Source organism: Actinomycetospora succinea (assembly GCF_004363095.1).
Taxonomy (GTDB): domain Bacteria; phylum Actinomycetota; class Actinomycetes; order Mycobacteriales; family Pseudonocardiaceae; genus Actinomycetospora; species Actinomycetospora succinea.
Genome location: NZ_SNYO01000001.1, coordinates 619503 through 633061, shown reverse-complemented (window position 1 = coordinate 633061; position 13559 = coordinate 619503). Strand labels below are relative to the sequence as shown.

Genomic DNA, 13559 nt, shown 5'->3' with positions numbered 1-13559 from the left:
CATGGACCGGGACCGACCCCGGGAGCGCGTCGCGGAGGCCCGGCGGGGCGAGGGGGGCGCGAAGGTGCCCTACCCGATCCGCATCCGCCGGCTCGAGGTCACCGGGACGCGGCGGGTCGGCCCCGCGATGCTGCGCCTGACGCTCGGCGGTCCGGAGCTCGCGGGCTTCGAGAGCCACAGCGTCGTCGACGAGCACGTCAAGCTCGTCTTCCCCGACGACGACGGCGGGCTGCGCCTCCCCGAGGCGAACGGGCTGATGCTCTTCTGGCCGAAGCCGATGCCGCCGACCCGCGACTACACGGTGCGCCGCCACGACCCCGACACCGGCGAGCTCGACCTGGACTTTGTCCTGCACCCCGGCGGGCTCGCCTCGGAGTGGGCGTCGCGCGCGAAGGTGGGCGAGCCGGTGTGGGTGGCCGGCCCGCCCGCGGGCCTCGTGGTGCCCGAGCGCTACGACCACTACCTGCTCGCCGGCGACACCACCGCGCTGCCCGCGATCGAGCGCTGGGTCGGGAACATGCCGGCAACGGCCCGCGGCTGGGTGTTCGTCGAGGTCGCCGACGCGTCCGAGGAGACCGAGCTCCGCGCGCCCGCGGGCGTCACGGTCACCTGGCTGCACCGCGAGGGTGTTCAAGCCGGCCGCAGCACCGTCCTCGCCGACGCGGTGCAGACGGTGAGCGTGCCCCCGGGCGAGTCGGTCTACGTCTGGGTCGCCGGCGAGGCCGGGTCGATCAAGCCGCTGCGCCGGTGGGTGCGCGACGACCTGGGCCTCCCACCCGCCGACGTCTCGATCACCGGGTACTGGAAGCTCGGCCTGTCGATGTTCGACGAGGACCACAACCCCGGCGAGGGCGAGGAGGCCCACGGGCACGGCCACGGGCACGCTCACTGAGTCCTCACCCCAGCGCCCGCGCGACGATCGGCCCGATCACGGCCCAGCCCCGCGGCGCCACCATCGCCGCGTGGTCGCCCTCGACCCGGTGGGCGACCAGGCGGTCGGCGCCGACCAGGTCGCGCCAGACCGCGGCGAGCTGCTCGTCGCCCCCGTCGGAGGCGGCGAACAGGGTGAGCGTCCCGTCGTACACCGGGGCGTGCGACGCGGTCCGGATCGCCACGGTCCGCTCCACGGCCCCGCGCACGGCCTCCAGGAGCTCCGGCGCGTCCTCGGCGGCGCCGGGCGGCAGGGCGGCGCGCAGCTCGCGCTCCACGACGTCCGCGCTCGGCCCCCTCCCGTCGGCGCGCTCGGCGGCGAGCGGCCCGGAGTCGATCATCCCGGCGAACGCCACCTCCTCCCCCGCGGCGGCGAGCTGCGCGGCCGCCGCGTGCACGACGTTGCCGCCGAAGGAGTAGCCGAGCAGGTGGTACGGGCCGTCGGGCTGGATCCCGCGGATCGTCGCCAGGTACTGGGCGGCGAGCTCGTCGATCGTCGCGGCGCTGACCGGCGTGCCCTCCAGCGACGGCAGCTGCAGCCCGATCACCGGCCGGTCGGCGGGCAGCTCGCGCACGAGCCCCGTGAACACCGTCGCGAACCCGCCGGCGGGGTGCACGCAGAACAGCGGGGCCGCGCTGCCCGAGCGGCGCAAGGGCAGGACGTGGGAGCGCGGGAGGTCCAGCGCCGCGGCCCGGTCCGAGCCCGGCTCCCCGATCGTCGCCCGCGCCGCGATGCCCGCGACGGTGCCGCCCTCGAGCACGTCGCGGACCGACAGCTCGAAGCCCTGGCGCCGGGCCCGCGAGACGAGCGCGAGCGAGACGATGCTGTCGCCGCCGACGTCGACGAACTCGTCGTCGAGCTCGATCGCGTCGTTCTCCAGCACCTCGCGCAGCACGCCGAGCAGCACCGACTCGGCCGGCGTGCCCGGCGCCCGCGAGTCGCTCGCCCGGTGCTCCGGGGCGGGCAGGGCGCCGCGGTCGAGCTTCCCGCCCGGACCCAGCGGCAGGCGGTCGAGCGGCACGATCGCCGTGGGCACCATGGCGGTGGGCAGGACGTGCGCGAGGTCTGCGCGCAGCGTCGCGGGGTCGATCCGTGCGCCGTCGACGGGGACGACGTAGCCGACGAGCCGGTCGTCGCGGATGTCGACGACCCCGGCGCGCACGGCAGGGTGGCGGGCCAGCGCCGCTTCGATCTCGCCGGGCTCGATGCGCACGCCACGGACCTTGACCTGGTCGTCGGTGCGGCCGAGGTAGACGAGCTGGCCGTCGGCGCGCCAGCGCACGCGGTCGCCGGTGCGGTACATCCGCTCGCCGGCCGGGCCGAACGGGTCGGCGACGAAGGCCCCGGCGGTCTGGCCGGCCAGGCCGAGGTAGCCGCGCGCCAGACCGGGACCGGCGAGGTAGAGCTCGCCGACCATGCCGACGCCGACCGGTCGCAGCCCGGTGCCGAGCACGTAGGCGCGGACGTCGGGGTCGGGCCGCCCGATGGGCAGCGTCCCCTCGTCGGTGTCGAGCGCGGGCTCGGCGGGGTCGTAGCGCCAGGTCACCGCGTTGATCGTGACCTCGGTGGGGCCGTAGGCGTTGAAGAGCGCCCGCCGCCCGTCGCCCCACCGCCGGGCCAGCGCGGGGTCGAGCCGCTCGGCGCCGACGACGAAGAAGACGTCGGGGTCGACCTGCGCGTCGTCGGGCATCGCGGCCAGGAACGACGGGAGCAGGTTGAGCCCGGTCACGCGGTGCTCGGCGACGTGGTCGAGCAGCTCGGGGCCGGGCAGCCGCACCTCCTCCGGCGCGATCACCGACGTCCCGCCCGAGAGCAGCGGCAGCATCATCTGCCAGACCGCGACGTCGAAGCTCGTCGACGCGAAGTGCAGGTAGCGCTCCTGCCCGACACCGACGACGTCCTCCTGCAGCGCCACGAGCCCCGGGAAGCCGCTGTGGGTCACGGCGACGCCCTTCGGCCGCCCCGTGGTGCCGGAGGTGTAGATGACGTAGGCGAGCGAGTCCGCGGACATGCCGCGGCGGGCGTCGACGGGGTCGTCCGCCGGCCCCTCGAGCAGCTCCGGGTCGTCCAGCCGCAGCGCGGGGACGTCGGGGGGCAGCAGGTCGGCCGGGACGTCGGACGTGGTCAGGGCGGCGACCGCGTGCGCGTCGCGGGCCATGTACTCGAGCCGGTCGCGGGGGTAGTCGGGGTCCATCGGCACGTAGACCGCGCCGGCCTTGAAGATCCCGAAGACCGCCACGACCATCTCGACGTCACGACGCAGCAGCACGGCCACCGGCTGCTCGGGACGCACCCCGCGGGCGAGCAGGGCGTGCGCGAGGCGGCTGGCCCGCCGGTCCAGCTCGGCGTAGGTCAGCGTGCGGTCGCGGCACTCGACGGCGGCCTGGTCGGGCCGCACGCGCACCTGGGCCGCGAACTCCTCGAGGCAGCCCGCGCGGACGCGGTGGGCGGCGACGTGCTCGGTGCCCGCCGCCAGCACCAGGGCCTCCTGCTCCGGCTCGAGCAGCCGCAGCCGCGACACCGCCTGCTCGGGGTGGTCGACCATGTCGCGCAGCAGGGTGCGCAGGCGGTCGCCGAGGTCGCGGACGGTGTCGTCGTCGAAGACGTGGCGCTGGTAGCCGAAGCGGATCACCAGGCTCGGCTCGGGCAGCACCACGATGTTCAGCGGGTAGTGGGTGCCGTCGTCGGTGTCGACGCCGTCCAGCTCGACGCCCGGGGCGAGCGTGACGCCGGTGCGCGCCGACATCGGCAGGTTCTCGGTGACGAGCAGCGTGTCGAACAGGTCGCCGACGCCGGCCGCCCGCTGGACGTCGGCGAGCCCGACGTGGTGGTGGTCGGTCATGGCGATCGACTGCTCGTGCATCGCCGCCAGCACCCGCTCCACCGTGTCCCCGTCGCGGTGGGCGAGGCGGACGACGACGGTGTTCGAGAGCTGGCCGATCATCGTCTCGATGCCGTCGACCTGGCCCGACCGCCCGGAGACCGGCGTCCCGAACAGGACGTCGTCGCGCCCGGTGAGCCGCCCGAGCAGCAGGCCCCACGCGGTCTGCACGACCGTCGCCAGCGTGACGCCGCGCGCCTTGGCGAACGAGCGGACGTCGTCGCTGAGCGCCCGGTCGAGCTCGAGCTGCCGGCGGGCGGGGCGGTCGAGTCCGGCACCTCTCGTCGCGGGCGCCAGGCGCGTGCCCTCGTCGATCCCGGCGAGCCGGTCGCGCCAGGCGTCCAGCGACGCCGCGCGGTCCTGACGGGCGAGCCAGCGCAGGTAGTCGGTCACGGGGGCCAGGGCGGGCGCGGGGGTGCCGCCGCCGAGCTCGTCGTAGACCGCGAAGAGCGTGCGGCACACCAGCGGCATCGACCACCCGTCGAGCAGCGCGTGGTGGTTCGTGATCACCAGCCGGTGCTCGCCGGCGCCGAGCGTGAGCAGCACGAACCGGATCAGCGGCGGCCGGGCCGGGTGCCAGGGGCGGTCCGTCTCGGCGCGGGCGGCCGCGGTGACGGCCTGTTCCGGGTCCGCGGCGGCGGAGAGGTCGACGTGGGCCCAGCCGAGCGCGACCTCCTCGGGCACGACCTGGACGACCTCGCCGGTGGCGGCGGTCGTCAGGGCGCTGCGCAGCGCGGGGCTGCGACGCAGGAGCTCGGCGGCGGCCGCCTCGAGGCGCGCCGGGTCGATCGTGCCGGTGAGGTGGTGGACGCCCTGGACGAGGTAGACCTCGGCGTCGGTGTCCTCGCGGGCGAGGCTGTGCACGGTGAGCCCGGCCTGCAGCGCCGTGGCCGGGAGGGCCTCGCGGATCGGGCCGTCGAAATCGACGCCGGCAGGGTCGACGGCGACGTCGACGTCGACCGCCTCCTCGCTGCGGCGCGCCAGAGCGGCCAGCGACGCGAGGTCCGGCGCCGCGAGCAGCTCGCGCGGGCGCAGCTCGAGGCCGTGGGCGCGCAGCCGCGAGCACACGGCGATCGCGGTGATGCTGTCGCCGCCGAGGCCGACGAAGTCGTCGTCCGCCGTGACCCGCTCCAGGCCCAGGACGTCGGCGAGCACCGCGGCGAGCGCCCGCTCCGACCGCGTCTCCGGGGCGCGGCCGGAGCGGGCGGTCGTGGGCGCCGGGAGCGCGCGGCGGTCGAGCTTGCCGCTGGTGGTGGTGGGCAGCTCGTCGAGCACGACCACCGCCGACGGCACCATGTGCTCGGGCACCCGCTCGGCGAGGGCGCGCCGGACGTCGTCGGGCGGCACGTCGCCGACGACGTAGCCGACCAGCTGCGGGCGGCCGGTCTCGGTGCGCACCACCGCGGCGGCCGCGCGCACCCCGGGCAGGTCCGCGAGCCGGCCCTCGACCTCGCCGACCTCGATCCGGTAGCCCCGGATCTTGACCTGGCCGTCGCCGCGGCCCAGGTAGTCGAGGCCGCGGCCCGGCACCCAGCGGGCCAGGTCGCCCGTGCGGTACATGCGCTCGCCGGGGGCACCGAACGGGTCGGCGAGGAAGCGCTCGGCCGTGGTGCCCGGGTGGCCCAGGTAGCCGCGGGCCAGGTGCGGGCCGGCGAGGTAGAGCTCGCCGACCGCGCCGTGCGGGACCGGCGCCAGGGCGACGTCGAGCAGGTGGACCCGGGTGCCGGGCAGCGGTCCGCCGATGGTCGGGACGCCGGGCGTCAGGGCGGCGGCGGTCGCGTCCACGGACGCCTCGGTGGGCCCATAGACGTTGCGGGCCGGCACGCCCGCGTCGACGACCCGCTGCCACAGCGCGGGCGGGGTGGCCTCGCCGCCGAGGATCAGCAGCGCCGGCGGGTGCGCGCCGGTGAGCAGGCCGGCGTCGACGAGCTGGGTCGCCATCGAGGGCGTCGTGTCCACCACGTCGATGCCGTCGGCGCCGAAGGCCGCGAGCAGCTCCTCGGCGTCCTTGGTCAGGTCGGCGTCGTAGAGGTGCAGCTCGTGGCCGTGCAGCAGCCACAGCAGCTGGTCGATCGAGGCGTCGAAGGCGAACGAGTAGGTGTGCGCGACGCGCAGGACGCCCCGGTCGGCCAGTTCGGGGGCCGTCGCGGGGTGGTGCGCCAGCAGGCCGGACAGCCCGCCCGCGCGGACGAGCACGCCCTTGGGCCGGCCGGTCGAGCCGGAGGTGTAGATGACGTAGGCGAGGCGGTCGGGGGCCAGGTCCCGGGCGGGCGCGATGGCCGGCTGGGTGTCGGCCTCGGCGCGGAGGGCGTCGACGGGCACGCCGAGCTCGCCGACCACCAGCGCCGGACGGGCGTCGTCGATCAGCTCGCGGAGCCGCGTCGTCGGGTGCGCGAGGTCCAGCGGCAGGTAGGCGGCGCCCGCGTCCAGCGCCGCGAGGAGGGTGACGACGAGGTCGACCCCGCGCGGCAGCGCGACCGCGACGACGTCGTCGGTGCCGATCCCCCGCGCCCGCAGGGCCCGGGCGGTGCGGTGGACGCGGTCCCGGAGGTCGGTGCCCGTGAGCCGCTCGTCCCCGCAGACGAGGGCCGTGCCGTCGCCGAGCCGATCGAGAGCGGTGACGACGTCGTCGGGGACGCCCGCCGCCGGGCCCGACCAGTCCGCCAGGAGCCGGTCCCGCTCGTCGGGGGCGACGAGGTCGACCGCGCCGATCGGCGGGGCGGCGGGCGCGGTCAGCGCGTCCACGACCCGCAGCAGCGACTGCGCCCGCCACGCGACTCCGGCCTCGTCGGTGAGGCGGTCGTCGACCTCGAAGCCGAGCTGCAGTCCCCCGTCCGCGGTCGGCGTCGCGGTCAGCTCGTAGTCCTGCGGCGGGCCGCCCGCGACGTTGCGCATGACGCCGGTCGAGCCGGCGAAGTCGATCGTGTAGTCGAAGGCCTTGAGGTTGATCCCGCCGAGGAGCATGCCGCCGAGCCCGGGCACGCCCAGCTCGCGGGGCAGGTCGGCGCCGCGGAAGCGCTGGTGGGAGCGCATCTCCTTCATCCGCTCGGCCACGCGACGGCTGATCGCGGCGAGCCCGTCGTTCCCGCGGACGGTGACGCGCAACGGCAGCAGGTTCACCGCCATCGCCGGCGTGCGCAGCGCGGCCTTGCCGGTGCGGCACATCAGCGGCATGCCGATGACGACGTCGGTCTCGCCGTGCGCGCGGTGCAGGAAGGCGGCGAAGCAGCCGATGAGCACGTCGGCCCAGGTCGTCGCCGTCTCCTCGCCGACGGCTCTGAGGCGCGCGAGGGTCTCCGGCGGCACGACGACCGCGGCGGCGACGGTGCGCTCCGGCGCCCCGGACGCGGAGCGCGCGGCGCCGGTGGGCTCGGGCAGCGGGGTGAGGCGGTCGCGCCAGTAGGCCCGGTCGCGCTCGTGGCGCTCGCCCGCGCGGTACTCCCGGTCGGCGGCGACGAGGTCGGCGATCGCGCCGAACTCGGGCGCCGGGGGCTCGGTGCCCCCGACGAGCGCGGTGTAGTGCGCGGCCGTGCGCCGGGCCATCATCGCCGCGGAGTACCCGTCGATGATCACGTGGTGGTAGAGCTGCACCCACCAGACCGCGCGGTCGGAGAGGCGCAACAGCGTCTGGCTGTCCAGCCGGCGGTCGACCAGCCCGCGGCACGCCTCCGCGGCGCGGGTGCGGATCGCCCCCACCGCGGCGTGCGCGGCGGCGACGGGGTCGGCCTCGCCGCGCAGGTCGATCACCTCGGGCGGCACCGCGGGCTCGTCGGTGAGCGACTGCCGGGGCCCGGCGGGGGTGTCGTGGAACCGCAGGCGCAGCGTCTCGGCCTCGTCGAGGGTGCGGCGCACGGACTCGGCGAGGGCACCGACGTCGAGCGGCTCCCGGCCGTCGATCTCGACGACGTCGCCGACGAGGTAGTGCGGCGAGTCGGGCTCCAGCCACTGCGCGTTCCAGATCCCGAGCTGGGCGCCGGTCAGCTCCAGCAGCTCGGCCTGCGGAGCCTGCGCCTGGACAGCGGTACTCAACCCGTCCTCCCGTCCCTCGGGGACGGGCGTCGTCGAACCCCTGCCCGAAACGTCCCCACTGCCGAATCTGGTTAGGCATACCTAACTCACCATTTCACCCACGCCGGCGCAAGCGCCGGGACCGAGGTGCGGGTCACTCGCGGTGTCGGAATCACCACGTCGGGCGATCACCCGGCTGGTGCGGTGATGCAAGGCTGTCCTAACCTCCGACGAACGCAGCGCCCCCGACGCACCGACGGGTGGCCGACGAGAGGGAGGACCCGTGGCCCCTGTGGGCGAGCACGCCGCCGCCGTCCGAGCACCGAGACCGGGGCTGCGGGCATTGCTCGTGGGCCTCGCGGCCCTGCTCGTGCTGGCCGGGTGCGGGGGCGGCGACGGGTCCGGGGCGAGCGCCGAGACCGAGACGCGCACCGTGCAGTCCGAGCGCGGCCCCGTGCAGGTGCCCGCCGCCCCGCAGCGCATCGCCGTGCTCTCGGGCAGCCTCGCGGGCGACCTGTTCACCCTCGAGGCGCCGGTGGTCGCCGCCGACCCGCGCGTCCTCGGCGTCCAGGCCGACGCGTCCGGGTTCCCGCCGAGCTGGTCGGCGCGGGCCCAGCAGCAGGGCACGCAGCGCCTCGCCAGCGAGGGCGCCGGCCTGTCGATCGAGCAGGTCGCCGCCGCGCGCCCCGACCTCATCATCGGCGGCGGCCAGGGCTTCACCGCCGCGCAGGCCGCGAACGCCTACCCGCAGCTGCAGGAGATCGCGCCGACCGTCCTGCTCCCCGCGTTCACGCAGTGGCAGGACCAGCTGGGGCGGATCGCCGAGGTCGTCGGGCGCACCGACCGCGTCCCGGGCCTCCTGCAGGCCTACCAGGACCGCGCCGCCCAGGTCCGCGGCGCGCTGCGCCTGCCCCCGCAGCCGACGGTGTTCCTCTACCAGGCCCGCGACGGCAAGCCCTACGTGATCACGCCGACCGCGGCGCTGCCCGCCATCGCCCGCGACCTCGGCTTCGTCCCCGACGACGTCATCACCAAGGCGGACAACCCGCCGCTGTTCGGCACCGGCGACTCGTTCGAGACCAGCCCCGAGCTGCTCCCCCGCGTCGCCGACGCCCCGACCGCGATCGTGCTGCCGATCGGCCAGATCCCGCTGGACCAGCTGAGGACGAACCCGGTCTACGCCCGGCTGCCGGCCTTCGCGAGCGGCAACGCCTACGAGCTGCCCTCCACGAGCTTCCGCCCGGACTACCAGGGGGCGATGAGCACCCTCGACACCTTCGGGACCCTGTTCCGCTGATCGATCCGCTGACCCGACCGTCGATCCGAGAGGAACCCATGCGCGTCGTGCTGTTCGGCTACCAGAAGTGGGGAGCGCGGCTGCTCGCCGCGCTGCTCGAGTCCCGCCACGAGGTGGTGCTGACCGTCAGCCACCCCGAGGAGGGCGAGTGGGCGCCCGCGATCTTCGAGGAGTCGATGGGGGACCTCGCGCGCGAGCACGGCATCCCCGTCGTCTACCGCGAGAAGGCGGTCGACGACGAGCTCGTCAAGGCGATCAAGGACTCGGGCGCCGAGATCGGCCTGGCGTGCAACTGGCGGACGTGGATCAGCCCCGAGGTGTTCTCGGCGCCGTCGCGCGGCACCGTGAACACCCACGACTCGCTGCTGCCGAAGTACGCGGGCTTCTCGCCGCTGAACTGGGCGCTGATCAACGGTGAGAGCCAGGTCGGCATCACCGCGCACTGGATGGACGCCGACCTCGACCGCGGCGACATCATCACCCAGCGCACGGTGCCGGTGACGCCGACCGACACCACCGAGGACCTGTTCCACCGCACCGTCGGGCTCTTCGGCGAGCTCTCGCTCGACGCGTTCGACCGCATCGAGCACGGGCCGCACGACTGGCTGCGCCAGGACCCGGAGCACGCGTCGTTCTTCCACAAGCGCGCCGACCCGGACAACAGGATCCACTGGGACCGGTCCGCGCGGGACCTCGTCAACCTCGTCCGCGCCCAGACCGGGCCGTACCCGAACGCCTGGTGCCTGCACGAGGGGCGGCGCCTGCGGGTGCTCGAGGCGTCGGTGTCGCAGGAGAAGGCCGGCGGGACGATCGGGCGGGTGTTCGCCCGCGAGGGCCGCGGCGTGATCGTCGTCGCGGGCCCCGACGCGTGGCGCGGCGGGCAGCACGGGCTGGTGCTGCAGCGCGTCCTCGACGAGGACGGTGTCGAGCACGTCGCGGGCGACTGGTTCCGGCGCATGGGCGACTACCTCGAATGACCGCGACCGCAGCACCTGCCGCCGAGGAGCGCAGCGCACCACCCCTGACCACCGGGACCGCCCGTGCGGCGGGCCTGCTGGCCGGGGTGGTGCTGCTCGTCGTCGCGGTGCTGCTGTCGCTGGCGGTGGGCGCGCTGCCGGTCTCCCCCGCGCAGGTGATCAGCGCGTTCACCGACTACGCCGGCACCGACGCCCACGTCGCCGTCCGGGAGCTGCGGCTGCCCCGGACGCTGATCGGGATCGCGGTCGGCGCGGCGCTGGGCGTCGCGGGCACCGTGATCCAGGGCGTGACCCGCAACCCGCTCGCCGACCCCGGCATCCTCGGCATCGAGGCCGGGGCGGCGTTCGCCGTGGTCACCGCGATCTACGTCCTCGGCGTCACGACGGTCACCGGCTACGCGTGGTTCGCCCTGCTGGGGGCCGGGGTGGCCGCCGTCGCGGTCTACGCGCTCGGGGCCTCGGGCCGGGCGGCGGCGAGCCCGGTCACCCTCGCGCTCGCGGGCGCGGCGGTCGCCGCCCTGCTCACCGCGCTGACCTCCGCGCTGGCACTGCTGGACTCCGGCACCCTCGACGCCTTCCGGTTCTGGGTGGTCGGCTCGCTCGCCGGCCGCGACCTGGGGATGCTCGCGGGCGCGGAGCCGTTCCTGCTCGTGGGCGTGCTGCTCGCCCTGTCCTCGACGCGCGCGCTCAACGCGCTCGCGCTCGGCGAGGACGTCGCGCGGTCGCTGGGCCAGCGCGTGGCGCTCTCGCGGGCGCTCGCCGCGCTGGCGGTGATCTGCTGCGCGGGCGGCGCCGTGGCGGTCGCCGGCCCGATCGGGTTCGTGGGGCTCGTCGTCCCGCACGCGGCGCGGGCCCTGGTCGGCCCGGACTACCGCTGGATCGTGCCGTACTCGCTGCTCATGGGCCCGATCCTGCTGCTGGTCGCCGACGTCCTGGGCCGCGTGCTGGTCTCGCCCGGCGAGCTGCAGGTCGGGATCGTCATGGCCGTCATCGGCGCGCCGGTGTTCATCTGGCTGGTGCGCCGCGGGAAGCTGGTGCAGCTGTGACGGGCACCCTCACGCGCCGCGTCCCGGTCCGCTCCCGGACGTTCTCGCGACTGCTCGATCTTCGGCTGCTCGCGGTCTGCCTCGGTGCGGTCGCGGTCGGGCTCGTCGCGACGGCCCTGTCGGTGAGCCTCGGGGAGTTCCCGATCCCGCTCGGCGACGTCGCCGCGACGCTGGTCGGGGCGGGCTCGCGCACCGACGAGTTCATCATCGTCGGGCTCCGGCTGCCGCGGGCGCTGGTCGGGCTGGGCTGCGGGATGGCGCTCGGGGTGTCCGGGCTGATCTTCCAGACGCTGGTGCGCAACCCGCTCGCGGCGCCCGACGTCATCGGGGTGACCGGGGGCGCGAGCCTCACCGGGGTCGCGATCCTCATCCTCGGCGCCCCGCCCGCGGTGCTGCCGGTCGGCGCCTTCGTCGGGGCGGTCGCGTCGGCGTCGCTGGTCTACGCGCTCGCGTGGCGCGGCGGGCTCTCCCCGTACCGGCTGGTCCTGGTCGGCATCGCGCTGGCCGCCGCGTTCGCCGCCGGGACCTCGTACCTGCTGGTGGTCGGCGACCTCATCGACGTCCAGCGCGCGGCCGTGTGGCTCGTCGGCAGCCTCAACGGCGTCACGTGGGACGAGTTCTGGCCGCTGGTCGTGGGGCTGGTCGTGCTGTTCCCGGCGACCGCGGCGCTCACCCGCGCCCTCGACGCCCTGTCGCTGGGCGAGGAGTCGGCGGTCGCGCTCGGCGTCCCGGTGCAGCGCGCCCGCCTGGGCCTGGTGGTCGTGGCGGCGGCGCTCGCGGCGTTCGCGGTGGCCGCGTCCGGGCCGATCGGGTTCGTCGCGTTCATCGCCCCGCACATCGCCCGGCGCCTCACCGGGCTGACCGGGGCGTCGGCGCTCCCCGCGGCCGCGCTCGTCGGCGGGGTGCTGGTGATGGTGTGCGACCTCGTCGCGCGCCTCGTCCTCGCCCCGATCGAGCTGCCCGTCGGCACGGTGACCGCCGTCGTCGGGGCGCCGTTCTTCCTCTACCTGCTCTACCGCGCGAACCGTCCCGTGGGAGGGGGCTGACGTGAGCCTGCGAGCTGATGGCCTGACCCTGGGCTACGGCGGCGACCCGGTCGTCGCCGACCTCTCCCTCGAGCTGCCCGCGGGGGCGATCACCGCGATCGTCGGCGCCAACGCCTGCGGCAAGTCGACGCTGCTGCGCGGGCTGGCGCGGCTGCTAGCACCGCGGTCCGGGGCGGTGCTGCTCGACGGCACCGAGCTCGCGAAGCTCGGCACCCGCGAGGTCGCCCGCCGGCTGGGCCTGCTGCCGCAGTCGCCCGCCGCGCCCGAGGGGCTGACCGTCGAGGACCTCGTCGCCCGCGGCCGCTACCCGCACCAGTCGTGGCTGCAGCAGTTCTCCCGCGACGACCAGGACCACATCGAGTGGGCCCTCGAGGTCACCGACACGGCCGGGCTGCGCCGGCGCGCGCTCGACCAGCTCTCCGGCGGTCAGCGCCAGCGCGCGTGGATCGCGATGGCGCTGGCGCAGGACACCGAGACCCTCCTGCTCGACGAGCCCACGACGTTCCTCGACATGGCCCACCAGGTCGAGGTGCTCGACCTGCTCGCCGACCTCAACCGCGAGCAGGGCCGCACCGTCGTCATGGTCCTGCACGACCTCAACCAGGCCTGCCGGTACGCCGACCACCTCGTCGCCATGGACCGCGGCCGCATCCACGCCCAGGGCCCGCCCGCCGACGTCGTCGACGCGGCGATGGTGCGCGCCGTCTTCGGGCTCGACGTGCGGATCGTCCCGGACCCCGAGGAGCACACGCCGATGTGCGTGCCGGCGCGGCGGCGCCGTCGGCGCTCGGAGGTGGCCCCCGGAGCGGCGACGGGTGACGCCCGGCACGAGCCCCTGGCACCGGATCCCTCGTGACCAGCACCCTCGAGACGAAAGGACGAGAGCCATGGCGGCAGTGACCCTCGATCGCGACCGGCTCCGGGCCGACATCGCGGCGGCCCTGGGCGAGGCACCGGAGGACGTCGGCGACGACGACGACCTCATGGACCTGGGGCTCGACTCGATCCGCCTCATGAGCCTCGTCGAGGCGTGGCGCGCCGAGACGGGCGCCGAGATCGGCTTCGTCGACCTCGCCGAGGAACCCACCGTCGCGGCCTGGAGCCGCCTGTTCAACGGAGCGTGACCCGATGCCCAATCCGTTCGACGACCCCGACGGCCGATTCCTCGTGCTCGTGAACTCCGAGGGCCAGCACAGCCTGTGGCCCGTGTTCGCCGACGTGCCCGCCGGGTGGACGGTGGTGTTCGGCGAGTCCGGTGAGGACGGCGAGCCCGGCGCCGACCGTGCCGCGGCGCTCGAGTACGTCGAGCAGCACTGGACCGACATGCGCCCCCGCAGCCTCGTGGAGCGCATGGAGAGCGCGGGCTGACCCGA

8 protein-coding genes and 2 pseudogenes are annotated in these 13559 nt (G+C 75.7%); 8 read left to right on the top strand and 2 right to left on the bottom strand.

Features of this window, described 5'->3' with window-relative positions:
• Window position 1 precedes the first annotated feature (1 nt).
• The gene (locus EV188_RS02965; protein WP_133824707.1) at window positions 2-892 is read left to right on the top strand and encodes a siderophore-interacting protein; all 891 of its coding nucleotides are present in this window, start codon (window positions 2-4) and stop codon (window positions 890-892) included.
• A gap of 4 nt (window positions 893-896) precedes the next feature.
• On the opposite strand, the pseudogene EV188_RS33175 reads toward EV188_RS02965, so the two are convergent.
• Window positions 897-1547: pseudogene (locus EV188_RS33175) on the bottom strand (alpha/beta fold hydrolase); the annotation flags it as partial.
• Between the two features lie 12 nt (window positions 1548-1559).
• A pseudogene (locus EV188_RS02960) lies at window positions 1560-7802 on the bottom strand (amino acid adenylation domain-containing protein); the annotation flags it as partial.
• A gap of 301 nt (window positions 7803-8103) precedes the next feature.
• Here EV188_RS02960 and EV188_RS02955 point away from each other — a divergent pair.
• The 7 genes from EV188_RS02955 to EV188_RS02925 are packed head-to-tail and all read left to right on the top strand — an operon-like array spanning window position 8104 to window position 13554.
• Window positions 8104-9117 (top strand): ABC transporter substrate-binding protein, encoded by a 1014-nt coding sequence (locus tag EV188_RS02955; RefSeq protein ID WP_243741438.1) that lies wholly within the window; start codon window positions 8104-8106, stop codon window positions 9115-9117.
• Window positions 9118-9155: 38 nt separating this feature from the next.
• Window positions 9156-10094: a methionyl-tRNA formyltransferase gene (locus tag EV188_RS02950; RefSeq protein ID WP_133824706.1), complete on the top strand. Its 939-nt coding sequence runs from the start codon at window positions 9156-9158 to the stop codon at window positions 10092-10094.
• A complete protein-coding gene (locus EV188_RS02945; protein ID WP_133824705.1) occupies window positions 10091-11140 on the top strand; it encodes a FecCD family ABC transporter permease in 1050 nt (349 codons plus the stop codon). Before EV188_RS02950 ends, EV188_RS02945 begins: the two co-directional genes overlap by 4 nt.
• Entirely contained in the window at window positions 11137-12186 is a 1050-nt protein-coding gene (locus EV188_RS02940) for a FecCD family ABC transporter permease (protein WP_166659691.1), read from the top strand. Before EV188_RS02945 ends, EV188_RS02940 begins: the two co-directional genes overlap by 4 nt.
• Before the next feature lies 1 nt (window position 12187).
• Entirely contained in the window at window positions 12188-13042 is an 855-nt protein-coding gene (locus EV188_RS02935) for an ABC transporter ATP-binding protein (protein ID WP_133824704.1), read from the top strand.
• A gap of 31 nt (window positions 13043-13073) precedes the next feature.
• A complete protein-coding gene (locus tag EV188_RS02930) occupies window positions 13074-13310 on the top strand; it encodes a phosphopantetheine-binding protein (protein WP_133824703.1) in 237 nt (78 codons plus the stop codon).
• Window positions 13311-13314: 4 nt separating this feature from the next.
• Window positions 13315-13554 carry an MbtH family protein gene (locus EV188_RS02925; RefSeq protein WP_133824702.1) on the top strand — a complete coding sequence of 80 codons (240 nt, stop codon included), beginning with the start codon at window positions 13315-13317 and terminating at the stop codon, window positions 13552-13554.
• Window positions 13555-13559: the final 5 nt, after the last annotated feature.